This is a genomic window from Streptomyces sp. NPDC002092, assembly GCF_053593775.1.
The window spans coordinates 350249-377246 of sequence record NZ_JBSFDG010000007.1 but is presented as its reverse complement, the minus strand read 5'-3'; the positions used below and the strand labels follow the sequence as shown (position 1 = coordinate 377246).

Sequence of the window (26998 nt, the reverse complement as noted above, 5' to 3'; positions counted from 1 at the left end):
TGGGGCGTCCCCAGCACCCAGGCCGCCGGACAAGTCCGGCAAAAAACGGAGAGCGACATTCTGTTCATGAGCCGTCACTGGGGGCACCCGCATATTCCACCTCGTGACCCGTTTGTGACCATCGGTCAGGTCGCCCTTGCGGTCAAGTGCACTCCAAGTCCTAGAGTCACGCTTCCGACCCGCCCCCACCTGCGACGGAGCACCGCAATGCGCTATCGAGTACTCGGCAAGACCGGCATCGAGGTCAGCACGCACTGCCTCGGCACGATGATGTTCGGGGCCGTCGGCAATCCCGACCACGAGGACAGCGCCCGCATCATCCATGCGGCCCTCGATGCGGGCATCAACTTCGTGGACACCGCCGACATGTACTCGGCCGGCGAATGCGAGGAGATCGTCGGCAAGGCTCTCAAGGGCAGGCGCGACGATGTCGTGCTCGCCACGAAGGTGCACTTTCCGCTCGGGGAGGGACGCAACCGCAGCGGCAATTCACGCCGCTGGATCCTCAAGGCCGTCGAGGACAGCCTGCGGCGGCTGGACACGGACTGGATCGACCTCTACCAGGTGCACCGCCCCGACCACACCACCGACATCGAGGAAACGCTGTCCGTTCTCACCGACCTGGTGAGGGCGGGCAAGATCCGGACTTTTGGCTGTTCCACCTTCCCGGCCGAGGACCTCGTCGAGGCTCATCATGTGGCGGAGCGGCGCGGGCTGATGCGGATGCGCACGGAGCAGCCGCCGTACTCGATTCTCGCGCGCGGCGTCGAACGTGCCGTGCTGCCCACCACCCAGCACCTGGGCATGGGCGTGCTGACCTGGTCGCCGCTGGCCTCGGGATTCCTTTCCGGGGCCTACCGCGCGGGCAGGCCCGTCGACCTCACCACCGGCCGCGCAAGACTCACCCCGCACCGCTTCGACCCCGAAGCCCCGGGCAACCCGGCGAAGTTCGCGGCCGTCGAGCAACTCCTCGCGCTCGCCGAGGAGATGGGCCGCACCCTGCCGGAACTGGCCGTCGCCTTCCCGCTGGTGCACCCGGCCGTCACGTCGGTGATCATCGGTCCGCGCACCATGGACCAACTCACCTCATTGATCGAGGGAGCCGACCTGCTGCTCGACGACGCGGTGCTCGACCGTATCGACGAGATCGTGGCCCCCGGCACCGATCTGTACCGGGCCGACGGTGTCTGGCAGCCGCGGTCGCTCACCGAGCCCGCATTGCGCAGGCGCCCCGCCGGGGAGCGGGCGGCCGCGGATTGAGAGGGCCGGACGTGAGCCTTGGGTCCGTCGGCGACGGCCGGGAGTGGTCGGTCCATGCCGAGGCCCTGGTCGACGGCTTCCGCGTGATCGTCCCTGATCTGCGCGGTCACGGCCGCTTCGAAGTGCCGGGACAGGGCAACACACCGCTGGACACGGGCGGAGGACCTGGCCGCCCTGGTCGAGGCCCTCGGCCACGGCCCGGCGACCGCAGCCGGCACTGACGGTGTGGACATCGGCGGAAGCCCCGACTGGGAGCGAAGCACGCTGCATGTGTCCGGTTCGCGTGTGGAGCACTGGCCCGGAGTCGGGCACTACCCGCATGAGGAGTGCCCCGAGCACGCCACACGGCTCATCCGGCAGTGGTCACGACGACTGCTGAGCGCCGGGAAGTCGAATCATGACGACAAGGCCGCCGGTGGGGCGGGGGGTGAGGTCGAGGGCGCCGTCGTGTGCCCGGACGATGCTGTGCACGATGGCCAGGCCGAGGCCGACGCCGGCGTGTTCGTCGGTGCGTACGCGTTCCGTTCCGCGCTGGAAGGGTTCGGTGAGGGTCGGTACCAGCTCCGAGGGGAGCAGCGGGCCCGTGTTCTCGACCCGCAACACGCCGGCATCGTCCTGCGGTTCGGTGTGGACCGTCACGGTGCCGCCGACCGGCAGATTGTGCACGATGGCGTTCTGGACGAGGTTCGTCACCATCCGCAGGATGAGCGCCGCGGAGCCCATGGTCCGGGTCGGCTCGCCGGTGACGTCGAGCGTGATCCGGCGCTTCTCGGCGAGAGGAAGCAGCGTTTCGGCGGCTTCTTCGGCCATGAGGGAGAGATCGACGGGTTCGCGGGTGAAGCTCCTGGCGTCGGCGCGGCTGAGCAGCAGGAGGGACTCGGTGAGGTTGATCGCCCGCGTGTTGACGGTGTGGAGGCGCTCGATGAGTTCGCCCTGATCCCGCGAGGGGTCGTTGCGGGCGGCGTCGAGGAGTGTCTGGGAGATCGCCAGCGGGGTGCGCAGTTCGTGGGAGGCGTTCGCGGCGAATCTCTGTTGTTCGGCGACGTGGGACTCGAGTTGTTCGAGCATGGTGTCGAAGGCGTCGGCGAGTTCGCGGAACTCGTCCTCGCGGCCTTCCATGCGGATCCGGTGGGACAGCGATCCGTTCGCGGCCGTCCGTGCCGCGTCCGCGATCCGGGTGAGCGGTACGAGCATCCGGCCGGCGAGGATCCATCCTCCCACCAGGCCGAAGACGAGGAGGAAGGCCAGTGCCACGGCCGCGGCGGGGACGAAGCCGCGCAGGGCGTCGGAGCGGTTGAACCCGGTGATGATGACGACGCCGACCCTGTGCTGGATGGCTTTGGGGTCGTCGGTCCGGAGCCAGCGCAGCACGAACACCCACATCACGGTCAGCAGCAGAGCGCCGGCGAGGAGGAGGAATCCGGCGTAGCTGAGGGTGAGTTTGAGTCGGGCGCTGAGCCCTGGGCGTCTATTCATGAGTACCGCCGGGTGGGCTGCCGGTGTCGATGCGGTAGCCGACGCCCGGCACCGTGGCGATGAGCCATGGTTCGCCGAGTCGTTTGCGCAGGGCGGAGACGGTGATGCGGACGGCGTTGGTGAAGGGGTCGGCGTTGTTGTCCCAGGCCCGCTCCAGCAGCTCTTCGGCGCTGACGACACCGCCTTCGGCGGCGACGAGGACCTCGAGCACGGCGAACTGTTTGCGGGTGAGTGCGACATAGCGTCCGTCGCGGAAGACCTCCCGGCGGAAGGGGTCAAGGCGTAGGCCCGCGATCTCGCGGACGGGGGGCCGGGCGTGCGCGCGTCTGCGGTCGAGCGCCCGCAGCCGCATGACGAGCTCGCGCAGCTCGAACGGTTTGGTGAGGTAGTCGTCGGCGCCGAGCTCGAATCCGGAGGCCTTGTCGTCGATCCGGTCGGCAGCGGTGAGCATGAGGATCGGGATACCGCTGCCGGAAGCGACGATGCACCGGGCGACCTCGTCGCCGGACGGGCCGGGGATGTCCCGGTCCAGGACCGCGAGGTCGTAGGAGTTGACGCTGAGCAGTTCCAGGGCGGAGTCCCCGTCGCCGGCGATGTCGGCGGCGATCGCCTCCAGCCGCAGACCGTCACGGACGGCTTCGGCCAGGTAGGGCTCGTCCTCCACGATCAGCACACGCATGCGTGCAGCCTAAGCAGCGGAACATATCGCCGACGTATGCAAAGCCGTGTGCACACGGGTCGCACGCCCAGGGCTGTCAGGTGAGTTCCAGCAGGCTCAGCCGGACCGCCTCGGCGACCGCCGCCCTGTTGTCGACGCCGAGTTTCGGGAACGGCGCCTCACCGCCGAGGGTTGCAGTCGTAGAGCGCGAAGGCGCCGGAGGTGCGGCGTCCGTAGGCGCTGGGCCGGATGCGGGTGCAGTGGGACTTCACCCAGGTGGTGGCGGGAGTGGTGGGGCGCTGGGTGGTGAGCAGCGCATAGCGCAGTTGGTCGGTGGTGACGAGGCTGCCGAGCTGCTGGGCGGTGGGGAAGGGGGTGCTGCCGGTGAAGCCGCCCATGACGAGAATGGGCTCGGACTTCGCGCGGAGCAGGGGCTCGGCGGTGTAGGCGGCCTGGGTGGCGAGCAGGTACTTCTCGCCGTGGCGGTGCGTGGTGAGGTAGTCGAGCAGAGCGGTGTCGCGGGCGTTGGGCTCACCGAGCCCTCTCCTTCGCGGAGCGTGGCGGGGATGCGCGGCGTACGACTTGCCGACCGGACCGGCCATCGGCGAGGTGGCTGCGCCCGCGTAGAGCGGGTTGAGGCCCGAGACGGCCCAGCCGGCCGGTACGACCAGGGTGGCCGCGATCCCGGCGGTGAGGGCGGCGTGGACCATCCGCGGGGAGGTGCGCGGCCCGCGGCTCCACAGGCCCACCACACCGCACAGTGCGAGCATCACGGCCACCGGCAACAGCCAGGAGACGAAACGGCTCGGCCAGTCGAGCACCAGCGCCCACACCGCCGTCAGAGTGATCGCCGCCGGGAGCGCCAGGTGCCTGCGGTCGCCCGCCTCGTACTTCGCCGCCAGGCCCAGTTCGTGCTCCACCCCCAGCCCGGGTTCGTACTGTTCGTACTTTGCCTCCGGCGGCGGCTCGTATTTCAGCTGCAGCGTCAGTTCGTACCTCGCCTCCTCCAGTGCCGTCTCATATTTCGCCTCCAGCTCCGCATCGTGCTCCGCCTCCACCCCCGCCTCGTACTTCGCCTCGTACTCCGCTCGGAAGAGCGCGAGCCCGCCTCCGGCCAGCGCGGCGAGCGCCGGGGCGATGACGGCGGTGTAGTAGGCGTGGTTGCCGTTGGAGGTGCTGAACACCAGGGTGTGTACGGCCAGCCAGCCGCCCCACATCACAAATCCCGCGCGCAGCAGGTCGGTTCGCGGTTGACCGGCGCGCCAGACGACGCCCAGGACCGCGGCGAGGACGGCGACCGGCAGGAACCAGGCGACCTGCGGGCCGACGGTGTGGTTGATCAGCATGTTCCAGCCGGTGTTGCCCGTGGTGCGGCTGGCGGCGGTGCCCGCGACGGCACCGAAGGCGGTGGCATCGCTGCTGAACCGGCTCAGGCCGTTGTAGCCGAAGACCAGGGTGAACGGATCGTTGTTGGACGTGCCGTCGAGGTAGGGGCGGCTCGCGGCCGGCGTCACCCAGGCGATCAGCACCCAGGAGCAGGAGACCGCCAGGGAGACGGCACCGGCCAGCAGGACGCGCAGGGCCCGGTTCAACCGGGTTCCGGGCGCGGCGAGTTGGTACACGGCGGCGAAGACCGGCAGCACCAGCCACGCCTGCAGCATCTTCGCCTGGAAGGCGAGCCCGACCCAGATCCCGCAGGTGATCAGCGGCAGCAGCCGCTCGGTGCGCACCGCCTTCTGCAGGGCGCCGGCGGCCGCCACCAGGAGCAGGGTGAGGGCGGTGTCCGGGATGGTGGCACGGTTGAGGACCACGGTGACCGGGGTGAGGGTGAGCGCCAGCGCGGCGATCAGCGCGGCGAGGGGACCGGCCCAGGCCCGTACGATCCGGTGCAGCAGCCATACGGTGAGCACGCCCTCGACGACCTGCGGAAGCGCGGCCGCCCAGGTGTGCGGGCCGAAGAGCCAGACGGAGACGGCGTCGGGCCAGAAGGCACCGGGCAGCTTGTCGATGCTGATGGAACCGCTCGCGTCGAGCCCGCCGAAGAAGAAGGCACGCCAGCTCTCGGACATCGACCGTATCGCCGCGCCGTAGAAGGGGTGGAGGGCGGCGTTCCCGATGCCCCAGGCGTACAGGACCGTGGCGACGACCAGTACCGCGGCGAGCGCCGGGCGCTCCCAGCGCGGGGCGTCTTCCGGCGGGCCGGAGCGGCGGCCGGCCGTCCGGCGGCCTCGGTGTGCTCCGGTGGGCCGGGCGTCGGGGATGGCGGTCATGGCAGTGGTCCTCGGATCAGCTGGTCAGGTGAGGCGGCGGTGCACAGGCGGCGGGATCGAAGCCGCAGGATCAAAGGCGGCGGGCCGCCCGGAAGCCGCGGGCGTAGAAGTCGGTGCCGTCCAGCAGCGCGTGGCCCGACATGTCGCCCATGGTCGGGCCGTTGGCCGCCGAGCGGCTGGAGTAGAAGCGGTGCCGGCCCTGGTTGTCGAGGCCCATGTACATGCCGCAGTGGTCGATGAAGTCCGGCCGGTCCTTGATGATGGCGAAGAAGACCAGATCGCCGGGTTGCAGGACGCTCAGGTCGGTGGCCTGCTGCTTCCCGGTGTGGGGGATCACCAGACGGCCGGGACCGTCGGCGGCGATGGCGTACGCGCGGCGCGGGAGGCCGGCGCCCTTGGTGTTGGTGTTGTGCAGGGGGATGCCCATCCGGTAGCCCCACACCAGCCGCTGGAAGCCGGAGCAGTCGGCATCGCCGTAGCGGGCCTTCTCCGGCTGCACGCGCGTGCCGTCCGGGAAGGTCCAGGGCAGCCCCAGGTAGTCGTAGAAGTCGGACTGTTCGTCGTGGAAGGCGAAGTCCAGCGGGTTGTTCACCGCGGCGTTGCGCGGGCCGAAGTGTGCGGTGCCCGCGTAGCGCACGCCGGAGGCGTTGTGCTTGTCGGGCGCCCCGGCGCTGCTGTACTGGAACGCCACCGCGAAGACGTCCGGGCTGGTGTCGCCGAGCGCCTTGCGGAACCAGCTCCTGAACGAGGCGGACTTCTCCGTGCCCCGCTGCCACTCGTGCGGCAGCACCCGAACCCAGGCGTCCGTGGTCACCTTGGCCTCGGTGGTCCGCGGCTCGCTGAAGGTGCGGGTGGGGCCGGTGAGGACGGCCGTACGGGCTCCGTCGGTGAACGTGGCGAGCGTGCCGCCGTCGGCGGCGCGGACCACGGTGCGGGCGGGGGCGGACAACCGCTCGAAGGTGTGGGCGCCGGTGGCCTGCGCGCTCGGGCCGGTACCCGTTTGGTCGGCGACCGTACCGCCGTGGCCGTCGCTGCCCTGCCTGAGGTGGTCCCAGGCGTACCCGCCCGCCACCCCGGCGGCCGCGAGGCCCGCGATCGTTCCGAGCACGTTGCGGCGAGTCGGATTGCCGCGTGGGCCGACAGGTTTGGAGTGCATGGCGATCCTCCTTGAAGTGTGAGGTGAGAGGGGGCTGGGCAGGTCAGCCCGTGGGCAGGGCGCCCATCAACAAACCGGAGACCAGCACCACATACGTGGCCAGCGTCACCGCCGTGGTCGAGATGACCGTGGCCGCCATGGGCTGCCGGACCATCTGGTAGGAGACCAGGCCGGGGACGATGAAGCCAAGGGTCTGTGACGTGTACAGCAGCGGGAACTCGTGGCTGAGGGCGAGCATCACGGTGGTCTGCATCACCACCGCGCACAGCACCACGGCGGCGAACAGCCGCTTGCCGTAGAGAATCACCGTGCGCTGCAGCAGCTTGGTCATGAAGTACGTGGCTCCCGCCACGACGACCATCAGCCCGGCCATCCGCACATCGGTGAGGAGTGTGAGGGCGATCCAGCCCGGGGTGATCATCCCCCCGGGGGACAGGTTGGTGGTCAGATAGCAGACGAGCGAGAAGACCAGCCCGAGGGCGATCCCGAGCGCGGCGGTCTGTGCGGTGAGGTTGGCGGGGATCACGGGTTCCTCGTGGACTGGGGCGGATCGTAGGAGTGGTGCCGGTCGCGGGAGTGGTGCGGGTCGTCTGCGGTGCTCTGGTCGTCCGCGCGGCCGTGGCGGGCGGCGAAACGGCGGGCGAGGTCGCGTTGTTCGGGGATGCGCAGGGCGTACGTCGGTGTCTCCAGCGGTGCCACCCAGCTGTACGGCTCCGGCTCGGGCGGCCGGGCCACCGAGACCCGCGGCCGGGGCAGGGCGATCTGCATGGTCTCCTGGTCCAGGCCGTCGCCGTCGGGAACGGCGTCGAAGAGCGGGTCCTCGGAGTCGTCCAGCGGCAGCTCGGCGAGGCATTCCAGGAACAGCTCGCCCTGACCGTGGATGTTGCCGATCGCCACCAGCGAGGAGGCCGGGCCGAGTTCCGCGAGCATCGCCGCGGTCAGCTCCTCGGGGTCCCGGCGGTCGCCGCCGAGATCCACCACCCGCCCGGTGAAGTCGGCCGGAATCGCGTCGCGGGCGCTCCTGGTCGGGTGGCCGATCAGGAACACCGTGTCGGCGGCGAGGTCGGGGACGATGGCGCCCATCTGGCCGTTGCGCTCCACCCGGTCCGGGCGGCAGTTGATGACCACGTTGATCGGCCGTCTGATCGCGCCCAGATCCTCCAGCTGCTTCACGTTCATCAGCGTCGACTCGGGGTCGTTGGCCGCGAAGACGTTGGCGAACCGCAGCTTCTTGCCCTCGGGTGTGACGTAGCGCTCCACCGACAGCACGCCCGGGTCGGGCGGCGCGTCCCACATGCCCTGCATCGCGGTCTGCCGCTCCACGCCGAGCAGTTCGGCGACGGCGAGCGCGATCGCCACGTTCTCCTTGAAGGTGAACCAGCTGAAGCCGCGCAGTTCGGCGTCGCTCACCGACTCGGGATCGACCGCGATCAGACGGCAGTTCCGCTTGTCGGCCTCCTCCTGGAGGATGTGCAGCCGGTCCTTCTCCGCCGTCACGCACACCCCGCCCACCGGCATCGAGCGGGAGAGCGAGCGGGCGACGTCGTCCAGCGTCGGCCCCATCTCCTCCAGATGGTCCTCGCGGACGTTGCACAGCACGCCGATCGTGGAACGGATCAGCTTCTCCTGATTGGTCTCCTGCAGCGCCGGCATCACCGCCATGCACTCGATGACCAGCGCGTCCGGCCGGTAGGTCGCCGCCCGCCGCACGATGCCGATCTGCTCGACGATGTTGGAGATCCCGAACTTGCGGTAGATCGGTTCCTCGGTGGCATCCGGGTGGATGAACCGGGCCGCGGTGCCGGTGGTCTTGGCCACCGTGACCAGGCCGCCGCCACGCAGCGCCCCCGCACACAGCCGGGTGATCGAACTCTTGCCGCGGATGCCGTTGACCAGCACCCGCGTCGGTATCTGCTCCAGCGAGGCGAAGTGCCGCCGCTGCTCCAGGATTCCGGCGATCCACAGGCCGGCGCAGCACGACAGGACGATGACATAGAGGAAGAGCACGCCGATTCCGTCCTTCTACCGCTGGAGGGTGTTCTCACGCAGGGGCTGGGAGGGCACGGCGGCGGGGCCGGACCTGGCCGCCCGGTCGCGCTCCGCCAGGGCCTGGCGGATCAGCTCCAGGCTGCGGGTGACCGAGCCGATCTCGTCGTGGTTGACCGGATGCAGCACGGTACGGCGGTCTCCGCCGGCGAGCCGCTCGACGAGGACGGCGACCGCGCGCAGCGGCCTGACCACGACGACGTGCAGCCAGCCCAGGCAGGCCGCGCCCACGGCGAGCCCCAGGATGCCGGCGAGCATGGTGCGCTGCTCGGCCTGCACCGCGGGGATCTGGAGTGCTGCCGCGGGCTCCGCGGTCACCACGTGCCAGCCGAGGCGGGCCGTCGGGCCGCTCTGCGCCAGCGGCGCGGCGGCGTCGACCGAGGGACCGGAGGACGTGAGGTGCACCGCCGAGGTCGCCGTACCCGCGGTCCCCGGTGCGCTCTGGGTGGAGCGGGCGAGACGGGTCAGGCCGGGGTCCGGCAGCGACTGGAAGGCCTGGTAGCCCACGCTGGCCGCCAGCACCTTCTCGTGGCCGTCCGTCACCCAGACGCTGCCCAGCTTGGGCCTGGGCAGGACGGAGTTGAGCGCCTTCACGTCGATCTCGCCGAACAGGACCACCCCGGCCGCCCTGGCCTTGCCCTTGACGGCCCGGACCTGGGTGTAGGCGGCGATCGCCGGGATGCGGCCCGAGGTGTTGACGGTGGTGATGCCGCCGCCGTCGGGCACATGGACGCGGGTGCGCAGCGGTGTGCCGCCCACCCTGAGCGTGATGCCGCCCGAGCGGTCCAGGAGATACAGCGAGCGGTACTGCTTGTGATCGGCGAGGGAGTGCCGCAGAACCTCGGCCTGGGCGGCACGGCTCCTGCCCGGCAGGCCGGCGGCCGCGGCGGTCAGATCGGTGTACGACTGGTCGAGGGACTGCCGGATCCGGTTCGTCGCGATCTCGGTCCGTGCCTGCTGGTCGGCGAGGACCGCAGCGGGAACCGCGGTCGCGGTGTCCGCCCGGTTCAGCAGAGTGATCATCGGTACCGCCCAGAAGCCCACCACGAGCACGCCGACCACCGCGAGCGCCCGGTAGCCCGGTCCGCGCCGGGCCGGAAACTCCTGCGGGCCGCTCTCGCCGAGCAGTTGCAGGCGCAGTGAGTCCAGCGCCCGCCCGATCCGGGCCAGTTCCCCGAAGCCGTGCACCGGAACAGGCCGGGACAGCTCCGCCGACGCGGTCGGCCAGTCCTGGGTCGCACCCCGGGCCAGGCGGCCGGCGGACAGATACAGCCGCAGCAGTGGCTGCTGCACGGAGAAGTACAGCGCCAGTCCGAGCAGCAGCGCGACCCCGGCCAGCGATCCGGCGGCCTGGAGCGCGAAGCGCGAGTAGTCGGCGGTGGTGGTCGTGGCGGGCACCGCGTGGGAGGTGAGCACCACCAGACCGAGGTGGTCGGTGTCGCCCGGGCCGGTCGTCGAGGCGACCTGGGCCCAGCCGGCCACGATGCGTCGGCTGCCGGTGGTGTCGCCCAGCAGGCTTCCCGAGGCGTCCGTGTCGGCCCCGGATCGGTGCGCCGCGCGGGCCGCCGCCGCGGACAGGCCGCTGTCGGCGGTGCCCGGCGACGCGTTGCCGTGGACAGCGGTGGCGAGTGCCGTGCCGCTCGCGTCCAGCACTTCGGCGGTGCGTCCGTCGCCGTGAGCCGTCAGGGAGGGGAGCGCCTCGGAGACCACCAGCAGCCACTGCCGCTCGGGCCGGTTCGGGGTCTGGTAGTCCTGGTCGGGGTCGTCCTGCTGGGCGGGCAGCGTGACCCTGGCGAAGTACAGCAGTTGCGGGCTGCCGCCTGACGTCACCATCCGGGGCGGGAGGGCCCCGGACGCCGTCCTGGCGACGTCGACCCCGGCCAGCGGCACCATCCGGCCGCCGGCCGCCAGCAGCTTGCCGGTGCGCCGCTCGAGCAGCGCACTGCCGAGGACCGCTTTCCTGGCCGAGGTCAGCGCCTTGAGCGTGGTCACGGGGGTGGATGTGCTCGTTGCCGGATAAGCGCTCGCGGCACGGCGCACCGTGCTCGCTTCGGCGTCGATCGCGGTGCGCATCGACTGCGCGGTGTCCGCGGCGATCTGCTGCTCCCCGTTCAACACGGCCTGCGGGACGGTCTCGGCGTGGACACCGTCGAGGCCGATCAGGGTCAGGGCGGCGACGACCAGCAGAAGTATGACAAGTGAGGCTATGGGCGGGCGCACCCCGCCAAGCATCGGCATATCGGCGCGGCGGCGGATGCGGTGTCGGCGCGGCGACCGGGGTGCGGAGGGCAGGGGAACGGGTCCTTCCTCAACTGGCGTCGAGCGCCCAAATGTTCGATAGAGCGAACATCCTAGCCCCCGCCTGTCACGTAACCATCACACTTTCGCCCCATGTGACGTACGTGTTAATTCGAATTCACGGGAACGACCGAACGGCGGCCATATGTCCCGTCTGGGCAAGCCGAAGGGCGGACCTGCAAGCAGGCCCGGCCCTTCGAACGCGGGGTCAGCTGACCGGTCAACGCCGGTCAGCGGACGAAAGAGATCTCCGGGTACTTGGTGGTCGGCCCGTCGAGCAGGGTGCTGTGCTTGTGACGCAGCGTCTGGTCGAAGAAGGCGGCGAGGTAGTCGCGCTGGACCTGGACCGCCCGAGCCGGGTCGATCGTGCCGTACTGCTGCTCGATCTGATCCTGGGAGAGCCCGAGCAGGCCCGCCTCCTGCGGCACCATCCACTCCTGGTCGCAGAACGACAGGTGCGCTGCGCCATGAAGCTTGATGTCGACCTTGTACCCCTTCAGATGCGACCACAGCGTGCGCCACGAACCGTCGTTGTTGCGGTTGTGGGTGCCGGAGCTGAAGAGCATGAAGGGGCGGTCCAGGTCCTTGCTCGGCGCCGTCCCGAAGAACTGGCCGTCCAGGTCGGCACCGGCGGCGATGCGCTTGTCGAGCTGCATCGCGGTGTCGACCGCCCCACCGCCCAGCGACCAGCCGAACATCCCGATACGGGACATGTCCACCGATTGCGTCAGCCCGGCGGGGAGTGTCGCATGGCCGGCGTCCGGGTTGCCACCAGTGCTGATCTTGCCGAGCGCGTTGATGACGAACTTGATGTCGGCCGCGCGCACCTTGAGCGTGTCGGAGGAGTGGGTGCCCGCCGGCATCGCGTTGAGCTCGAGCCTGTTGCCGGGGAACTGCACCTCGTTGGCGTCGTGGGTGTGGTCGACGGTGACGACGAGGTAGCCGCGGCTGGCCAGATCCTGGGCGAGCGCGGTGCCCTGCGCACGGTCGGAGTGCAGCCCGGTCGAGTACAGCAGGACGGGCAGCTTGCCGAGCGACGTCTTCACCGGGGCGAGGACATGGCCCGCGGTCTGCGGCAGGGTCACCTGCTGCGGCGACATCCCGTGCGTGGTGAGGTAGTGGTTGCCGGAGATCGACGGCATCCACGGCGCCTGGTAGTGCCCGGACGTGGCGGTGGCCGGGTACCAGAGCGAGACCATCACCTCGCGCTTGCCGCCCACATACGGATCCGTACGGGACGAGTCGACGAGGTGCAGGCCGACCATGCCCACGCTGTTCGGCCCGGTCGGCGCGGGCATCTTGAGCTGCAGAGCGGACGCGGCCGTGCGGTTCGACGTGAACGCCTCCGGGTGTACCGACTTCTGGGCCAGCGGCCCCTCGTCGTTCTCGGGCGCCCAGTCCGTTTTCGGCTTCGGCTCGGGCTCGTCGGGCGAGAACCCGGTGGCCGTAGGCGTGTCGGACGTCTTCCCGGCGGCCACGGCCGGCGTGATCCCCACGCCCAGCGCGACGGCCAGCGCACCAGCCGAACCGACCGCTCTGGCGACGGCTCTACTACGGGGCCGCGGGCGGCGGTGTTTCATGGAACCCCCTTGTTCGTCAGCGATCGTAGAACGCGCGATCGACTGCCGCATACCGTACAGCCACGGCCAGGGGCGCACTCACGCGCCCGGCTTACTGCCGGGCAGCAGGGCGGCCGGCACGGCGCGGCAAGCGGGGAACGGCATCACGGGATGGGCCATCCTGCTCGAACGTGAGCCTCACTGTGCGGCGGCGCTGCCGGACGCCGGCACGTTCTGGTCGGCAGCCCAGGACGCCAGGAGGCGCAAGCCGTCGTGAGAAGGGGTGCCGGGTGCGGCGGTCCACACGATGATGTGCTGGTCGGTGTCGGTGGCGCAGGTCAACGTGTGCCAGTCGAGGGTGAGTTCACCGACCACGGGATGGCGCAGCCGCTTGGTTCCCGTCGTCCGCAGGGCCACGTCGTGGGCGGCCCACCACTGGCGGAACTGCGGGTCCCGCGCGGAGAGTTCCTCGACCAGGGCGGCAAGCCGCGGGTCGTCGGGATGGCGGGCGCTCTCCATGCGCAGCTGCGCGATGGCCAGCCGGGTGACCTCTTCCCAGTCCGCGTACAGCCTGCGCATGGCGGGCTCGGTGATCAGCAGGCGGAGGTAGAGCCGTTCCGGCTCCGGGATCCTTCCGAAGTCGGCGAACAGGGCGGCGGCCAGGCGGTTCCAGCCCACGACCTCGGTACGGCGGCCGATCACGAACGCGGGGGTGTTGGTGAGATCGTCGAGCATGCGCTGCAGCTGGGGGTCCACCTGCCGGCGGTCGTTCCCGCGGTGCGGCACGTTCTTGCCCGCGAGCTCGAAGAGATAGGCACGCTGGTCCTCGCTCAGGCGGAGCACCCGCGCGAGCTCGCTCAGCAGCGGGACGGACGGCTGCAGGCGGCCCTGCTCGACCCGGGTGTAGTAGTCGGTGCTGATCGCTGCCAGCACGGAGACCTCCTCGCGGCGCAGGCCCGGTACCCGCCGCGACTGACCGCTGTGGGGCAGCCCCAGCTCGGCGGGGTTGATCTCGGCACGGCGAGCCTTGAGGAATTCCCCGAGTTCGTGCAGATGAGGGTCCCTGCTCATGGACGACAGCCTGGCACGGAATCGCGGACCATGGGGAGGGAGGGATTCCTCCCTGGACACACCTCGCAGCGGGCCCCGGTGGTCCGAGGACCGGTGTCCCTGGACCACCGCGTGTCCCCGTGGGCGCGCCACCCCTCAGCCCAGGGCCTTGGCGACTTCCCGGGCCAGCGGGACGGCCGAGTACGGGTTCTGGCCGGTGTAGAGGGTGCGGTCCACCTCGACGTGCGGGGTGAACGGCTCGCTCTCGCGGTAGTCCGCGCCCAGGTCGGCCACCAGACGGTCCTGAAGCAGCCACTTCGCCCGGTCGGCGAGGCCGTTCCGGGTCTCCTCGGCGTTGGACAGGCCGGCCAGGCGGTAGCCGTGGAACGGGGACCTGCCGTCGGCGTCCACGGTGGACAGCAGCGCGGCGGGCCCGTGGCACACCAGCGACACCGGCTTCCCGGACGCCAGCCACTCGGTCAGCAGCCGACCGGTCTCGGCGTCGTCCGACAGGTCCTCCATCGGGCCCCAGCCACCGGGGACGAAGACGGCGTCGTAGTCGGCGGTCCTGACGTCCTCGATGCGCATCGGGTTCGCCAGTTCCGTCGCCTCGCGCAGCGCGGTCCGCATCCGCTCGGCGCCCTCCTCGCCGCCGTTGAACTCCGGCGTCAGGCTGAGCGCGTCCGCGGTCGGCGGGACGCCGCCCGGCGTGGCCGCGGCGATCTCGTACCCGGCCTCCTTGAAGACGGCGTACGGGCCGAGGGCCTCCTCGGCCCAGAAGCCGGCCGGCTGCCGGTGTCCGTCGGCCAGGGTCCAGTGGTCGGCGGCGGTGATGAGGAAGAGGATCTTCGCCATGGTTTCTCCCTGAGGTGGGCGCGGTCAGGCGGTCAGGGCCTGCTGGACGGTGTGGCTGTCGGCGGCCTGGAACAGGTGGGTGAGCGTGCCGTCGCGGACGGTCCACAGATGGATGAAGCGGGCGTCCGACTCATGACCGGACTTGGACACGGCGTGGTAGTGACCGCGGACGAAGACGTGCTCGCCGGCGTCGTAGAACTCCTCGGCGACCCCGCCGAAGGCGGTGAACTCGGGAGCGAGCCGGCCGAAGAAGTCGCTGCCGGCGCTCGCCCAGGTGTGGTACACGCCGCCGTAGGGGAAGCCGGGGGTGATGTCCCAGACGATGGCGGGGTCGATGACCTCGGCGACCACGTCCGGTGCCATGCCGGAGTCGTAGAGCCGGCGGACGAGGACGACGTTCGGGGATTCGGGCATGACCGGGCTCCGTACGGTGTCTGGTGGTTCGGGCTGCGCGTGTGTGGTTCAGGCCGTGAGGGCGGCGCGGCCGGCGCGGAAGAACGCGGTCTGCCGCGCGACGCGGGCGCCGAGGCCCTCGGCGGTGGCGATGTCGGACTTGTGGACGGCCTCCGGGCCGGCGTCGACGGGGGTCTGGGCACCGGCTCCGACGAAGTAGCCGAGGCGGTTGATGTCGTTCTCGCTGCCCTCGGTGGAGGCCCAGCCCGGCTGTACGCCCAGGCTGATCCAGTGCATGCCGTGCTGGGCGGCCATGGTGAAGAAGTAGCCGAGGGTGGAGGACTTGTCGCCGTTCTTGGCGCCTGAGTTGGTGAACCCGGCGGCGATCTTGTCGGCCCAGGTCTGGGTGTACCAGCGCTTGCTGGAGGCCTCGGCGAAGGTGTGGAAGGCCGCGGATGCGGTGCCCATGTAGGTGGGCGCGCCGAAGATGATCGCGTCCGCGGCGTCGAGCTGCGCCCACTGCTCCTCGGTGATGGCGTCCACGGGGACGGCGATCACGTCGGCGCCCGCGTCCGCCGCGCCGCGAGCAACGGCCTCGGCGATGACTGCGGTGTGGCCGTAGCCCGAGTGGAAGGCGACGGCGACAGTGGGTCGGCCGGAATCGGACATGCTGATGGTGCTCCTCGAAAGGCGAATACGGGGGATGGCAGCCAGCCTGGCACCGGATGCGCACCTTGTGAGGGGGAGGAAAATTGCCCCGGTACGGGATTCTCCGAGGTGACCGGCCATGACACCCACGAAGAACCGCCAAGGTTGTGCACTCCATTGACGGCAGCAAAAAAAGAGCCCTACATTCCTCAATGTGTTCGCTCAGTGCACTGAGCATCTGCTCCGGCCCCGCCCCGCACGCCCGCATCCGCCCCGAGGAGCCGCACCATGCCTGCCGGAACCCGTACCCGCATTCCCCGCACCCGTCTGCGCATCGCCCTGACCGCCCTGGTCACGCTGGCGTCCGCGGCGCTCACCGCCGTCCCCTCACCGGCCGCCCAGGCGGACACCCCGGCTGCCGGCCACCTCACCGGCACCCTCTCCGACGGCGCCACCTGGATCGCGGACGTACCCGACCACTGGAACGGCACCCTGCTGCTGTTCAGCCACGGCTTCGGCCCCACGGTCGCCAGGGACGCCCCCACGGACGCCGTGCGCACCGAGCTGCTCGCCGAGGGCTACGCGATGGCCGGTTCGTCGTACGACCCCCATGGCTCGATGTGGGCCCTGAACAGCGCCGAACGCGACCAGTTCGCGACGCTCGGCGCCGTCACCGCGAAGATCGGAACCCCGCGGCGCACCCTGGCCCTCGGCCAGTCCATGGGAGGACTCGTCAACGCGCAGCTCGCCCGCGACGGCGGCGGCCGCATCGACGGCGCGCTCGGCCAGTGCGGTCTGGTCGCGGGCGGCACGGATCTGGACAACTACCAGCTGGACGCCGAGTACACCGTCGCCCGCCTGCTGCTGCCCGGACAGGACGTGAAACTCGTACGGTTCGGCACCTCCGCCGAGGCGTCCGCCACCGCCGACCTGCTCACCAAGGCGGTCACCGCGGCGCAGTCCACCCCGCAGGGCCGGGCCAGGGTCGCGCTGGCCGCCGCCTTCCTCAACCTGCCCGCCTGGTCGCCCGGGAAGGACCGGCCCGCGGCGACCGACTGGGCGGGCCAGGAGGAGCAGCAGTACGACTGGTTCGCGCAGGGCATCCTGTCGTTCGTCGAGGGCGGCCGGTACGCCATAGAGCAGTCCGTCGGCGGCAACAACTCCTGGAACCGGGGCGTGGATTACGCCGGTCTGCTGGCCGGCTCGGAACACGCTTCCCAGGTGCGTGCCCTCTATCGGGCGGCCGGTCTCGACCTGCGTGCCGAACTGCGCACGCTGACCGAGGGCGCCGCGATCACCGCCGACCCCGCCGCCGTCAGCACCGCGCAGCGGACGTCCTCCGCGGGCCAGGGCCTCGAGGTGCCCTTGCTCGACGTGCACACCACCGCCGACAACCTGGTCCCGGTGCAGCAGGAGAACCGCTTCGCCACCCGCGTGCGTGCCTCCGGCGACGGCGCGCTGCTGCGCCAGGCGTACGTCGAGCGGCAGGGGCACTGCACCTTCACCACCGCCGAGACCGTGGCCGCCCTGCACGCTCTCGAACACCGCGTCACCACCGGTCGCTGGGACGACGCCGCGACCCCGGCGGCGCTCCAGCGGTCCGCCACCGCGCTCGGTCTGGACGGGGCGGCGTACGTCCCCTACCGTCCGGCCCGCTTGACGGTCGGCCGCGACCGCCCGGCGTACCCCACCGGGCGCTGACCTACGGATCGCTGAGGCCGCTCGGGGCACGACCGCGGTCGTGCCCCGAGCGATGGCGTCCTCGGAGGCGAGGCGGCCGCGCTCCCCGGCGGCTGACCACATCGATGTCCCGCTCCCGTTTGTGGTGGAGCCGTGACCGCGCTGCGCGAGCAGTACGAGAATTGGGCAGCGGAGACCTCCGCACGGCGGCTGTTCCACCTGGCCGTGACCCACCTCGGTGGCGGGATGGGACAGCATCCGGACGACGACCTGGCCCAACCGCTGGGCGGCATCTGGGCGGGGCTCGCCAAGACCCTGCACCGGGAGTTCCCCAACTGCAACGCGCGCGTCGTCGACACCGCGCTCTCGGCGGCGGAGGACCTGCCCGGCGTCGTCGTGAGCGAGCTGGGCCGGACCGGCGAGATCGAGGTCGGCCACCGCGACGGACGGCGCCTGACCCTCTCTCCCGTGGCGGCCCCGGTCGGTCCCCCCCGCCGTGAGCCTGGGCCCCGAGGACTGCGTCCTGGTCTCGGGAGGCGGGCGGGGCATCGGCTGGGAACTCGCCCGCACACTCGCCGAGCGGCACGGTACGCGGGTGGTCGTGACCGGCCGTGAGCCCTTTCCCTCCGCGGACGAGGCGTGGTTCGGCGCTGACGCGGACGAACTCAAGGCGTACGAGCAGGAGTTGTGGTCCGGCAGCCGCCGGGGGCGCCCGCTGCCCGAGATCCGCCGCGACATCGCCCGCGTCCGCCGCCTGTGGGAGCTGACGGGCAACATCACCGGCGCGCGGGCGCGCGGACTGCGCATCGAGTACGTCCCGTGCGACTTCACCGACCTGGAGCAGGTGCGCGCTCTGCTGGCGCGGGAGGGCGACGCGCTGACCGGCGTCGTGCACAACGCGGGCGTGGACACTGCGGCCAGGCTGCCCAAGAAGATTGACGACGACATCCTGCGGACCGTGGCGACGAAGATCGACAGCTTCGTCCATCTCTTCGGTGAACTCGCCGACAGCAGGCTGAAGTTCTTCTGCAACGTGGGCTCGCTCACCGGGCGGCTGGGCGGCTGGGCGGCTGGGCGGCTGGGCGGCATGGTCGGCCAGCTGGAGTACGCCGCCGCGAACGAGGCGCTCGCCCGGCTGGGCCGGTGGGCGGACCGCCGGGCCGCCTACCCGGTGATGACGCTCGCCTGGCCGACCTGGGACCGTATCGGCCTCATCGCGAACTTCTCGGCGACGCGGCGCTACATGGCACCGCTCGGCGTCGCGGACGGACTCGCCAAGTGGCAGGCCGAGCTGCTGGCGGGCTCCGCCGGTGAGGTCACCTTCGTGGGACCGCTCGGCGACGCCATCGACCCCGGCCAGGCCACCGGTTACCCGGTCGTGCCCGACCTGCCCGGATACGCCGAGGTGTACCCGAAGATCCACCACCTCGGCGAGGTGACCTCCTACGAGCCGCACGCCCGGCTGGTGTCGAGGGTCCGCTTCGACCGGGACACCACCCCGGTGCTGACGGACTTCCTGGTGGACGGCGCCGAGGCGGTCCCGGTGAGCCTGCTGCTGGAGAACGCGGTCCGGGGCGCGGAGTGGGTCGTACCCCCGGACTTCCAGGAGCTGCGCCTCGACTGCCTGGAGGACGTCGTCGTCCCCCTGGACCTGTTGCGGCTCGACGGGCCCGTGACGGTCTGGGAGCGGGAGCTTCGAGGCGTTCACGACGGACGGTCCTGGACGGTCGAGGCCCGCTTCCGGCGCCCCGGTGGTGCGGGCCCGGAGGCAAGGGCGCGCATCGTGTACGCGCCGGGGGACGCCCGCTCGCCCGCCCCGCCTCGCGGCGAACTCACCCGGATGACCACCTGGCGCTCGGGGCCCGAGTTGTTGAGCTGGCGTTCCACGGTCGTGCCCCGCGCGCGGTGGACCCGTACCGCGGAAGGCCGCTGGACCAGCGAGGTACCCCCCTGCGCGCCCAACGACCTGTGGGCGACAGCGGCCGTCCCGCGCACCACCCTGGCCATGTCCGCGCTGGAGAACGTGGTGCGGCTGTGCGCGAGACAGAGCGCGGGGATCTCGGTCGCGGTCGACCCGCTGACCGTCGGACGCATCACCGTCCACGCCGAGGAGAACGGAAATTCCGTCATCCAAGGAGATCCCGCGCTCGGCACCTGGAAAATCACGAGCGCGGCCTCCGGCGCCCGCGTCATGACGATGACCGGATTCGAGGGCCCGGTCAGGGGCGATTGACGAGCCGATCGTTCACCGACACCGCACAGAACCCCACGGAATGGGAGTGGAGCCAAATGTCGAACACCTTGAAGAACAAGGCAGTTCTGGAGCGCTACTACGAGGAATGCCTCAACAAGGGAAATCTCGACGTCATCTACGAGGGTGCCGCCGACGACCACATCAGCCACGGCACGGCCCCGAACGGCGAAGAAGGTGTGGAACACCTCAAGGAATGGGTGCGGATCCAGCGCGCCTCCTTCCCCGATCTTTACGTCACGGTGGACGACTGGATTCTGGAGGGCGAGAAGGTCGTCAGCCGTTTCACCGCGCGGGGCACCCACACGGGCGAGCCCTACGAGGGAATCCCGGCCGTCGGGCGGGAGTTCGCCGTCCCCAGGATCGTCATCGACGAGTTCCGTGACGGGGTGATCGTGGAGAGCTGGTTCTCCCTGGACGCCTTCGACCTCGCGAAGCAGCTGGGTGCCTTCGGCTGAACGTGCGCCGGCACCGGCACCCCGTGGGTGCCGGTGCCGGTCGAGGGGGCTAGCGCTTGTCCGTGATGGGCTCGGCGTGGGCTTCGGAGTTCCCCGAGGCGGCGATCCGGTCGAGCGCCCGCTGCAGGACGACGGTGTCCTCCAGGGTGTGGATCTCGGTGATGCGCCCCCACTTGAGATACATGAACTGGGTCATGACGTTGTCGTAGCGGGTGCCGTCGGGCAGCGGGCCGCCGATCCGTACCCGGGCGGCCACCCCGGTCAGCCAGGGGCCGCCGGAAATGATGATTTCCTGCGGTTCGAATTCGGCCTCGGGAATGAGCCGGAAGACACGCTGCCACCACAGGCGCATGGATTCGACGGTATGGCGCTCGCCGGAGAGTGCATGCTCCCCGTAGAAGACGTAGGTGAATTCGGGTGCGAGTGTCTCCACCATGGACTGCCAGTTTCCGGAGTTGATGTCGGAGAACGCTTTGCGTAGCTTCGCGGCCACGATCCGGTGATACATGCCCGGCACCTTTCCGTAACGGCCCGCCCTAAACCGTGAAGAGGTAGATCGTGAACAACCGATCGAATCCCGTGCTGATCACGGGCTGTTCGTCCGGCACAGGCCGGGCCTGCGCGCTGCGGATGCACCGCGGCGGAATGCTCGTGTACGCCACCGCGCGCAGGCCGGAAAGACTCGCCCCGCTCGCCGCCGAGGGCATCCGCACCCTGCGGCTGGACGTCACCGACGAGGACAGCATGCGTGCGGCCGTCGACGCGGTCGAAGCGGAGCACGGCGCGGTCGGCACACTGGTGAACAGCGCCGGGTTCGCCGCCTCCGGCGCCGTGGAGGAGATCGAACCCGACCGGATGCGGCAGCAGTTCGAAACCAACGTCTTCGGACTGGCCCGGCTCAGCCAGCTGGTCCTGCCCGGCATGCGGGCCGCCGGCAGCGGGACCGTCGTCAACATCTCGTCGATCTTCGGCCGTTACGCGGTCCCGGGCGGCGGCTTCTACCAGGCCTCCAAGCACGCCGTCGAGGCCCTCAGCGACGCACTGCGGCTGGAGACGGCCGGCTTCGGCATCAGGGTCGTCGTCATCGAGCCGGGTCCCGTGCGCACCACCAACTTCGGCTCCACATACGTCGACAACCTCCCGTCCGCGGGTGACGTCTACGACGAGTTCCGCGAGCGCACCGCCGAATACTTCGAGGCGATCTACACGGGCAGCCGCCGCACCCTGGCCGGCACCTTCACCGTCCACGCCGACGACGTGGCCCGCGTGGTGGAACGCGCCGTCCACAAGCGGCGCCCCCGCGCCCGCTACACCGTCGGCTTCCTCGCCCGAAGCACCATCGCGCTGCGGCGGCTGGCCCCGGACGCGGTCTTCGACCACCTCGTCGTGCGCCGCGCCTTTCCGGTACCGCACCACACGGCCCAGCCGCGCAGCCTGACCAGGTAAGGACCCCCGATGACCACCACCTCCACGACCACGTCCACAGCCACCACAGCCCTGCGCACCGCCCCCGGCCCCAAGGGCGCCCCCCTCCTGGGCAGCCTCGGCCCCTGGCGCCGCAACACCGCCGAGTTCCTGCTCGGACTCCAGCGCGACTACGGCGAGATGGTCCGCATGCGGCTGGGGCCGATGACCGTCCATCAGGTCACCGACCCCGAGGCGGTGCGCAGGGTGCTGGTGGAGAACAACGCCAACTACGTGCGCGGACCGCTCTACGAGCAGTTCGGCGTGGTCATGGGCAAGGGCCTGCTCACCTCGGACGGCGACTTCTGGCGCGGACACCGCCGGGCCGTGCAGCCGGTGTTCCTCAAGAACGCGGTCACCGACATCGTGCCCAACATCGTCGCGGCCACCGAGGAGATGCTCGACGAATGGGAGGCGAAGGCCGCCCGGGACGAGCCCGTGGACCTGATGACCGAGATGCTGCGCCTCACCCTGGTCACGCTCAGCCGCTCACTGTTCGCCTACGACATCAAGCCCGCGTCGGCCGTGCTGAAGCGGATCGTCGACGACGTCGTGGAGGTCATGTTCCGGCGGGGCACGCCGTCCGAGATGCTTCCGTCCTGGCTGCCCACGGCTCGCAAACGCAAGATCGACCACATCCACCGGGTCTTCGACAAGGTGGTCGCGGACGTCCGCGAGAACCACGCGCGGACCGGGGAGGGCCCGCTGATCGCCCTGATGGAGCAGGCCGAGGACCCGGCGACCGGTGAGCCGTGGACCGACCGGCAACTGCGTGACGAGCTGCTCACCATCTATCTGGCGGGCCACGAGACCACCGCAGTCTCCCTGTGCTGGACCCTGCTGTCCATCGCCAACCACCCGCGTGTGCAGGCCGAGTTGGACGAGGAGATCAACGGTGTGCTGGGCGGCGCCACTCCTGACGCCGACAGCGCGGCCGAGCTGACGTACACGCGGATGGTGGTGGACGAGAGTCTGCGGATGTATCCGCCCATCTGGATCTTCCCGCGGGCCGCCGTCGGCCCCGACACCCTCGGCGGCTACGGCATCGAGGCCGGGTCGTCGATCCTGCTCTCTCCCCTGGCCTCGCACCACAACCCGCGCCACTGGGACAACCCGGTGGCCTTCGACCCGTACCGCTTCACCCCGCAGGCCGTACGGGAGCGGCCCCGCATGGCGTATCTGCCCTTCGGGGCGGGCCCTCGGCAATGCGTCGGGAACAACATGGCACTGCTCGAACTGCGGATCATCGTGGCGATGATCAACCAGCGGTTCCGGCTCAACCTCGTCCCGGGAGACTCGCGGCAGTACGGCTCACCGGTGATCTCCCTTCGCCCCCTGCGGGACGTGATGGTGCGGCTGCGTCCACGCGAGCGCAGCACCGGCGCCGTCTACACGTCACCCGCCGGTATCGGCGCACCGGCGGCCGAGCCGGCGTGCCCGTACCGCCCGGAGGGCAGTTAGGCACACCCGTTCCGGGAAATGCCGAACGTCAGCGACCTCGGCGGGTGTTGAGCCGGGCCGCCTGGCGGGTGAGATAATCGCGTTCGGCCAGGTTCGGAGCCTTGTGGGCCGCCTCGGCGTACAGCCGCGCCGCCGTCGCCAGGTCGCCGTCGCGTTCGTGCAGGTACGCCGCCACGGCGGTGTGGCGGGGCAGCGCGTCGTCGTCGAGGGCTGCGAGCGCTGCCAGGCCGGCGCGCGGTCCGTCGGCCTCGCCGACGGCGACCGCGCGGTTGAGGCGGACGATGGGACTGTCGTTCAGGCGCGTGAGCTCGTCGTACCACTCGACGATCTGCACCCAGTCGGTCTCCTCGGCGCTGGGTGCGTCGGCGTGGAGTGCCGCGATGGCGGCCTGGGCCTGGAACTCGCCCAGCCGGTCGCGGGCCAGCGCGGCCTGCAGGATCTCGATGCCCTCGGCGATCAGCTGCGTGTCCCACCGGGTGCGGTCCTGCTCGGCGAGCGCCACCAGGCTGCCGTCGGCCGCGGTCCGTGCGGCGCGCCGGGCGTGGTGGAGCAGCATGAGGGCGAGCAGCCCGGCCACCTCGGGGTGGTCGAAGGCGGCTGCGAGCCGGCGGGTGAGCCGGATGGCCTCGGCGGCGAGGTCCACGTCGCCCGAGTAGCCCTCGTTGAAGACCAGATACAGGACGCGCAGCACGGTGGCGACGTCACCGGGCTGGTCGAACCGCAAGCCGGAGACGGTGCGCTTGGCCCGGCTGATGCGCTGCGCCATGGTCGCCTCGGGCACCAGATAGGCCTGGGCGATCTGACGGGTGGTGAGTCCGCCGACGGCGCGCAGCGTGAGCGCGACCGCGGACGACGGCGTCAGCGAGGGGTGGGCGCACAGGAAGTACAGCTGGAGCGTGTCGTCCACCGCGGACGCGGGCCCGGGAGCCGGCTCCTCCTCGATGCGGTCCTCGCGCCGACGCCGGGCGGCATCCGCCCGCCTCGCATCGAGGAACTTCCGCCAGGCCACGGTCACCAGCCAGCCCTTCGCGTCCCGCGGAGGGTCGGCCGGCCAGACGCGGAGCGCCTCGACGAGCGCGTCCTGCACGGCGTCCTCGGCCGCGGCGAAGTCGGCTCCGCGGCGGACGAGGACGGCCAGCACACTCGGCGTGAGGTTCCTGAGCAGGGCCTCGTCGATCTGAGTCACTTGAAGGTGCACTCCGTGGTGGAGGGCTGCGCGCCCAGGAACGGGCGCAGCTCCAGCCACTCGTGGATCGGCTTGCCGCCCGCACCCGGTGCGGCCGACAGCTCCCCGGCCAGCTCGACGGCGCGCTCGTGGCTGTCGACGTCGATGATCATCCAGCCGGCGATGAGGTCCTTGGTCTCGGCGAACGGGCCGTCGGTGACCGGGGGGCGCCCCTCGCCGTCGTACCGGACGAAGGTTCCCTCGGGGGCGAGCGCCTGGCTGTCGACGAACTCGCCGGTCTCCTCCAGCCGGGCCGCGAAGTCGCGCATGTACTGCACATGGGCCGAGATCTCCTCCGGCGTCCACTGCTCCATCGGCACGTCGTTGACCGCAGCCGGGGCGCCACGGTAGTGCTTGAGCAGCAGATACTTGGCCATCGTGGTTCTCCTCGGTGGGGTGCGACCCATTGTGGTCGCGTTCACCCCGGGGACGGAGCCGGACGCGGGTTCTCGACATCGCCGTCCGACTGTTTTCCGCCGAGTGAACAGTTCGCCCGGCGTCAGAGCGGGTGCCTAGGATCACCGGCATGGCACTGCGACCTGTTCAGGTGAACATCAAGGCTGTCGACGCCCCGGTGGTCGGCCGGTTCTGGGCGGAAGCACTCGGCTGGCATGCCTACAGCCCCGGCGTGACCACTTACGTCGGACCCACCGGCGGCCTCGTCTGGCCGCACCCGACCGCTGTCGGCATCGACGTCGTTCCCGTCCCGGAACCCAAGGCGAGGACGAAGAACCGTGTACACCTCGACCTCGCCACCACCTCCGCGGCCCATCAGGCGGAGCTGATCGCCCGCCTTGAGGCTCTCGGCGCGACGCCCGCCGACGTGGGCCAGGGCATGGTGCCGTGGACGGTTCTCGCCGACCCGGAGGGCAACGAGTTCTGCGTGCTGGAGCCCCGGGAGATCTACCTGGACACCGGGCCGGTCGCCGCGGTGGTGGTCGACTGCGTGGATCCGCGGGCCATGGCCCGGTTCTGGGACGAGGCGCTGGACTGGACGCTGCACGAGGTGAGCGACGATCATGCGTCGCTGCGCTCCGCCGAGGGTGTCGGCCCGTATGTCGAGTTCCTCCGCACGCCCGACGTGAAAACCGTGCCGGACCGTGTCCATCTCGACCTGCTGCCCCACCCCGGCGACGACAAGGCAGCGGAGGTGGCCCGGCTGCGGGCCCTCGGTGCCACCGACCTCGACGTCGGCCAGGGCGACGTCGCGTGGACGTGCCTGACCGACCCGGAGGGCCACGAGTTCTGCGTTCTCGCCCCCACGGTCTAGCTCGTGGCGTCGGGCTTCCAGTCCTTGACGAGCAGCCCGAGCAGCACCTCGTCCAGGAACTCGCCCATCACCCAGGCCGAGGAGCGCAGAACACCCTCGCGGACGAAGCCGTTGCGCTCGGCGGAGCGCAGCATCGCCGTGTTGTCCGACAGCGTCTCGATCTGCAGCCGCTGCAGGCCGAGCACGACGAAACCGTAGTGGCACAGCACCGCGACCACGTCGGTGCCGTAGCCCTTGCCGCGGCAGGACGGCCGCAGGCCCAGCCCGATGTGCGCGGACCGGTTGTGGTTGTCGATGCCCCACAGCGTCGCGGTGCCGACCAGGGTGTCGCCCTCCAGCGCCACCACGGAGAACGTGACGCTCCCCTCCTTCGTGCCGTCCACGACCAGCCGCGGGTCCTTCGAGCCGGGCGCGATCGGCCGCCACGGCCCGCTCTCGGCCCGCGAGGAGTTGACCACGTCGTCGTAGAGTTCGGCCCGGAGTATCGGGATGTCGTCCTCGTGCCGGGCCCTGAGCCCGACCTTGCCACCTCTCAGCACGCACGCTTCCTATCCGATCCGGCCGGTCGGCGGCAAACCAATAAGGGCCCTCAACTACCGGGTTCGGGCCATGCGTTGGCGCCCTGGCGGCCGTCGATCGCGACGCTAGCGCCGGTGGCCACCCACCTCGGCGCCAAGGACGTTCAGCAGAGCCAGGGCGTCGGCGCCGGGGGAGCCGGGCGGCGCACTGTAGAGCACGAGGTGCTGGTCGCGGTCGGTGAGGGCGAGCGCGTCGCAGTCGACGGTGATCTCGCCGACGACAGGGTGGCGGAAGGTCTTGGTGAGTGTCGGCGCGGCGTGCACGTCGTGCCGTTCCCAGAGCCGGGCGAAGTCGGGGCTGCCGGCGCGCAGTTCGTCGACGAGGCCGGTCACTGCGGGGTCCGCCGGATAGCGGGCGAGGGTGGTGCGGAGCTGCATGACCACGTGGTGGCGGAACTCGGCGGCGTCGGAGACCCCGTACAACGGCGCATCGGCGGACGTCGGCCGGAGGAATGCCCGGCGTGCGAGATTGCGGTCCTCTTCGGTGAGTGCTGCGAAGTCCTCCATGAGCGCGGCCGCGAGGTCGTTCCACGCGAGCACCTCGAACACGGCGGATACCACGAAGCCCGCCGTCTGCGGCAGCCGGTCGAGGAGCGCGAGGATGCTCGGGCGGACGTCGCGCCGGTGCAGCCGCGCACGGGTCGGCGCGGTCCCCGCGAGGAGGTGGAGATGGTCGGTCTCGGCGTCGGTGAGCCGCAGCGCGCCCGCGATCCCCCCGAGGACCTCGGCGGACGGCTTGGGCGCCCTGCCCTGCTCCAGCCGGACGTAGTACTCGGTGGAGATGTGTGCGAGGACCGCGGCCTCCTCGCGGCGCAGCCCCGGTGTCCGGCGTCGCGGGCCGGCGGGAAGCCCCACGTCCTGCGGCTTGAGCCGCTCACGGCGGCTGCGGAGGAACGCTCCGAGTTCCTGCTTGTCCATACGGCAAGTGTGCCCGCGGCGTGG

25 protein-coding genes are annotated in these 26998 nt (G+C 70.8%); 8 read left to right on the top strand and 17 right to left on the bottom strand.

What is annotated here, in order from left to right; all coding sequences use genetic code 11:
• Positions 1 to 207: 207 nt before the first annotated feature.
• Positions 208 to 1260 carry an aldo/keto reductase gene (locus ACWCRD_RS18970; RefSeq protein WP_450966945.1) on the top strand — a complete coding sequence of 351 codons (1053 nt, stop codon included), beginning with the start codon at positions 208 to 210 and terminating at the stop codon, positions 1258 to 1260.
• Positions 1261 to 1623: 363 nt separating this feature from the next.
• Here ACWCRD_RS18970 and ACWCRD_RS18965 read toward each other — a convergent pair whose 3' ends face one another.
• The 12 genes from ACWCRD_RS18965 to ACWCRD_RS18910 form a co-directional block, all read right to left on the bottom strand.
• The gene (locus tag ACWCRD_RS18965; RefSeq protein ID WP_450966944.1) at positions 1624 to 2736 is read right to left on the bottom strand and encodes a sensor histidine kinase; all 1113 of its coding nucleotides are present in this window, start codon (positions 2734 to 2736) and stop codon (positions 1624 to 1626) included.
• Positions 2729 to 3415 carry a response regulator transcription factor gene (locus tag ACWCRD_RS18960; RefSeq protein WP_450966943.1) on the bottom strand — a complete coding sequence of 229 codons (687 nt, stop codon included), beginning with the start codon at positions 3413 to 3415 and terminating at the stop codon, positions 2729 to 2731. Before ACWCRD_RS18960 ends, ACWCRD_RS18965 begins: the two co-directional genes overlap by 8 nt.
• A gap of 158 nt (positions 3416 to 3573) precedes the next feature.
• Positions 3574 to 5664 carry an ArnT family glycosyltransferase gene (locus ACWCRD_RS18955; protein WP_450966942.1) on the bottom strand — a complete coding sequence of 697 codons (2091 nt, stop codon included), beginning with the start codon at positions 5662 to 5664 and terminating at the stop codon, positions 3574 to 3576.
• Positions 5665 to 5734: 70 nt separating this feature from the next.
• The gene (locus tag ACWCRD_RS18950; RefSeq protein ID WP_450966941.1) at positions 5735 to 6820 is read right to left on the bottom strand and encodes an NlpC/P60 family protein; all 1086 of its coding nucleotides are present in this window, start codon (positions 6818 to 6820) and stop codon (positions 5735 to 5737) included.
• 43 nt (positions 6821 to 6863) lie between these two features.
• Positions 6864 to 7346, bottom strand: a complete 483-nt coding sequence (locus tag ACWCRD_RS18945; protein ID WP_450966940.1) for a poly-gamma-glutamate biosynthesis protein PgsC/CapC — start codon at positions 7344 to 7346, stop codon at positions 6864 to 6866.
• Entirely contained in the window at positions 7343 to 8827 is a 1485-nt protein-coding gene (gene pgsB / locus ACWCRD_RS18940) for a poly-gamma-glutamate synthase PgsB (protein ID WP_450966939.1), read from the bottom strand. Before pgsB ends, ACWCRD_RS18945 begins: the two co-directional genes overlap by 4 nt.
• 15 nt (positions 8828 to 8842) lie before the next feature.
• Positions 8843 to 11086: a HAMP domain-containing protein gene (locus ACWCRD_RS18935; protein ID WP_450966938.1), complete on the bottom strand. Its 2244-nt coding sequence runs from the start codon at positions 11084 to 11086 to the stop codon at positions 8843 to 8845.
• 308 nt (positions 11087 to 11394) lie between these two features.
• On the bottom strand, positions 11395 to 12744 hold the full coding sequence (locus ACWCRD_RS18930; protein ID WP_450966937.1) for an alpha/beta hydrolase family protein: 1350 nt from the start codon (positions 12742 to 12744) through the stop codon (positions 11395 to 11397).
• A gap of 177 nt (positions 12745 to 12921) precedes the next feature.
• Complete coding sequence (locus tag ACWCRD_RS18925) at positions 12922 to 13794, bottom strand: helix-turn-helix domain-containing protein (RefSeq protein WP_450966936.1); 873 nt, start codon at positions 13792 to 13794, stop codon at positions 12922 to 12924.
• Positions 13795 to 13929: 135 nt separating this feature from the next.
• Positions 13930 to 14628, bottom strand: coding sequence for a type 1 glutamine amidotransferase domain-containing protein (locus tag ACWCRD_RS18920; protein ID WP_450966935.1), 699 nt, complete (start codon positions 14626 to 14628; stop codon positions 13930 to 13932).
• 24 nt (positions 14629 to 14652) lie between these two features.
• A complete protein-coding gene (locus ACWCRD_RS18915; RefSeq protein WP_450966934.1) occupies positions 14653 to 15042 on the bottom strand; it encodes a nuclear transport factor 2 family protein in 390 nt (129 codons plus the stop codon).
• A gap of 48 nt (positions 15043 to 15090) precedes the next feature.
• Positions 15091 to 15690 (bottom strand): flavodoxin domain-containing protein, encoded by a 600-nt coding sequence (locus ACWCRD_RS18910; RefSeq protein WP_450966933.1) that lies wholly within the window; start codon positions 15688 to 15690, stop codon positions 15091 to 15093.
• Positions 15691 to 15957: 267 nt separating this feature from the next.
• Here ACWCRD_RS18910 and ACWCRD_RS18905 point away from each other — a divergent pair, with 267 nt between their 5' ends.
• From ACWCRD_RS18905 to ACWCRD_RS18890, 4 genes are all read left to right on the top strand, one after another.
• Positions 15958 to 17370 (top strand): alpha/beta hydrolase, encoded by a 1413-nt coding sequence (locus tag ACWCRD_RS18905; RefSeq protein WP_450966932.1) that lies wholly within the window; start codon positions 15958 to 15960, stop codon positions 17368 to 17370.
• 132 nt (positions 17371 to 17502) lie between these two features.
• On the top strand, positions 17503 to 17964 hold the full coding sequence (locus tag ACWCRD_RS18900; protein WP_450966931.1) for a hypothetical protein: 462 nt from the start codon (positions 17503 to 17505) through the stop codon (positions 17962 to 17964).
• Positions 17846 to 19582: a KR domain-containing protein gene (locus tag ACWCRD_RS18895; RefSeq protein WP_450966930.1), complete on the top strand. Its 1737-nt coding sequence runs from the start codon at positions 17846 to 17848 to the stop codon at positions 19580 to 19582. Before ACWCRD_RS18900 ends, ACWCRD_RS18895 begins: the two co-directional genes overlap by 119 nt.
• A gap of 56 nt (positions 19583 to 19638) precedes the next feature.
• Complete coding sequence (locus ACWCRD_RS18890; RefSeq protein ID WP_450966929.1) at positions 19639 to 20058, top strand: ester cyclase; 420 nt, start codon at positions 19639 to 19641, stop codon at positions 20056 to 20058.
• Positions 20059 to 20107: 49 nt separating this feature from the next.
• Here ACWCRD_RS18890 and ACWCRD_RS18885 read toward each other — a convergent pair whose 3' ends face one another.
• Positions 20108 to 20566, bottom strand: coding sequence for a nuclear transport factor 2 family protein (locus tag ACWCRD_RS18885; RefSeq protein ID WP_450966928.1), 459 nt, complete (start codon positions 20564 to 20566; stop codon positions 20108 to 20110).
• Positions 20567 to 20616: 50 nt separating this feature from the next.
• Between ACWCRD_RS18885 and ACWCRD_RS18880 the strand changes: the two genes are divergently transcribed.
• Both ACWCRD_RS18880 and ACWCRD_RS18875 read left to right on the top strand, forming a co-directional pair.
• A complete protein-coding gene (locus tag ACWCRD_RS18880; RefSeq protein WP_450966927.1) occupies positions 20617 to 21504 on the top strand; it encodes an SDR family NAD(P)-dependent oxidoreductase in 888 nt (295 codons plus the stop codon).
• Between the two features lie 9 nt (positions 21505 to 21513).
• On the top strand, positions 21514 to 22983 hold the full coding sequence (locus ACWCRD_RS18875) for a cytochrome P450 (protein ID WP_450966926.1): 1470 nt from the start codon (positions 21514 to 21516) through the stop codon (positions 22981 to 22983).
• A gap of 28 nt (positions 22984 to 23011) precedes the next feature.
• On the opposite strand, the gene ACWCRD_RS18870 is transcribed toward ACWCRD_RS18875, so the two are convergent.
• Together ACWCRD_RS18870 and ACWCRD_RS18865 are read right to left on the bottom strand one after the other, a co-directional pair.
• Positions 23012 to 24160 (bottom strand): RNA polymerase sigma factor, encoded by a 1149-nt coding sequence (locus ACWCRD_RS18870; protein WP_450967027.1) that lies wholly within the window; start codon positions 24158 to 24160, stop codon positions 23012 to 23014.
• A 5-nt stretch (positions 24161 to 24165) separates the two neighbouring features.
• The gene (locus ACWCRD_RS18865) at positions 24166 to 24585 is read right to left on the bottom strand and encodes a YciI family protein (RefSeq protein ID WP_450966925.1); all 420 of its coding nucleotides are present in this window, start codon (positions 24583 to 24585) and stop codon (positions 24166 to 24168) included.
• Between the two features lie 149 nt (positions 24586 to 24734).
• On the opposite strand from ACWCRD_RS18865, the gene ACWCRD_RS18860 reads away from it, so the two are divergent.
• Positions 24735 to 25478, top strand: a complete 744-nt coding sequence (locus ACWCRD_RS18860) for a VOC family protein (protein WP_450966924.1) — start codon at positions 24735 to 24737, stop codon at positions 25476 to 25478.
• Here the strand turns inward: ACWCRD_RS18860 and ACWCRD_RS18855 are convergent.
• Together ACWCRD_RS18855 and ACWCRD_RS18850 are read right to left on the bottom strand one after the other, a co-directional pair.
• Complete coding sequence (locus tag ACWCRD_RS18855) at positions 25475 to 26017, bottom strand: GNAT family N-acetyltransferase (RefSeq protein WP_450966923.1); 543 nt, start codon at positions 26015 to 26017, stop codon at positions 25475 to 25477. The genes ACWCRD_RS18860 and ACWCRD_RS18855 overlap by 4 nt on opposite strands.
• Before the next feature lie 105 nt (positions 26018 to 26122).
• On the bottom strand, positions 26123 to 26974 hold the full coding sequence (locus ACWCRD_RS18850) for a helix-turn-helix transcriptional regulator (RefSeq protein ID WP_450966922.1): 852 nt from the start codon (positions 26972 to 26974) through the stop codon (positions 26123 to 26125).
• Positions 26975 to 26998: the final 24 nt, after the last annotated feature.

What these genes read in the sequence shown, in the direction of transcription:
- ACWCRD_RS18910 (WP_450966933.1), bottom strand. Translation starts at nt 15,690, where the DNA reads ATGTCCGATTCCGGCCGACCCACTGTCGCCGTCGCCTTCCACTCGGGC.
- ACWCRD_RS18930 (WP_450966937.1), bottom strand. Translation starts at nt 12,744, where the DNA reads ATGAAACACCGCCGCCCGCGGCCCCGTAGTAGAGCCGTCGCCAGAGCG.
- ACWCRD_RS18925 (WP_450966936.1), bottom strand. Translation starts at nt 13,794, where the DNA reads ATGAGCAGGGACCCTCATCTGCACGAACTCGGGGAATTCCTCAAGGCT.
- ACWCRD_RS18875 (WP_450966926.1), top strand. Translation starts at nt 21,514, where the DNA reads ATGACCACCACCTCCACGACCACGTCCACAGCCACCACAGCCCTGCGC.
- ACWCRD_RS18865 (WP_450966925.1), bottom strand. Translation starts at nt 24,585, where the DNA reads ATGGCCAAGTATCTGCTGCTCAAGCACTACCGTGGCGCCCCGGCTGCG.
- ACWCRD_RS18960 (WP_450966943.1), bottom strand. Translation starts at nt 3,415, where the DNA reads ATGCGTGTGCTGATCGTGGAGGACGAGCCCTACCTGGCCGAAGCCGTC.
- ACWCRD_RS18915 (WP_450966934.1), bottom strand. Translation starts at nt 15,042, where the DNA reads ATGCCCGAATCCCCGAACGTCGTCCTCGTCCGCCGGCTCTACGACTCC.
- ACWCRD_RS18890 (WP_450966929.1), top strand. Translation starts at nt 19,639, where the DNA reads ATGTCGAACACCTTGAAGAACAAGGCAGTTCTGGAGCGCTACTACGAG.
- ACWCRD_RS18885 (WP_450966928.1), bottom strand. Translation starts at nt 20,566, where the DNA reads ATGTATCACCGGATCGTGGCCGCGAAGCTACGCAAAGCGTTCTCCGAC.
- ACWCRD_RS18965 (WP_450966944.1), bottom strand. Translation starts at nt 2,736, where the DNA reads ATGAATAGACGCCCAGGGCTCAGCGCCCGACTCAAACTCACCCTCAGC.
- ACWCRD_RS18920 (WP_450966935.1), bottom strand. Translation starts at nt 14,628, where the DNA reads ATGGCGAAGATCCTCTTCCTCATCACCGCCGCCGACCACTGGACCCTG.
- ACWCRD_RS18950 (WP_450966941.1), bottom strand. Translation starts at nt 6,820, where the DNA reads ATGCACTCCAAACCTGTCGGCCCACGCGGCAATCCGACTCGCCGCAAC.
- ACWCRD_RS18955 (WP_450966942.1), bottom strand. Translation starts at nt 5,664, where the DNA reads ATGACCGCCATCCCCGACGCCCGGCCCACCGGAGCACACCGAGGCCGC.
- ACWCRD_RS18970 (WP_450966945.1), top strand. Translation starts at nt 208, where the DNA reads ATGCGCTATCGAGTACTCGGCAAGACCGGCATCGAGGTCAGCACGCAC.
- ACWCRD_RS18850 (WP_450966922.1), bottom strand. Translation starts at nt 26,974, where the DNA reads ATGGACAAGCAGGAACTCGGAGCGTTCCTCCGCAGCCGCCGTGAGCGG.
- ACWCRD_RS18860 (WP_450966924.1), top strand. Translation starts at nt 24,735, where the DNA reads ATGGCACTGCGACCTGTTCAGGTGAACATCAAGGCTGTCGACGCCCCG.
- ACWCRD_RS18905 (WP_450966932.1), top strand. Translation starts at nt 15,958, where the DNA reads ATGCCTGCCGGAACCCGTACCCGCATTCCCCGCACCCGTCTGCGCATC.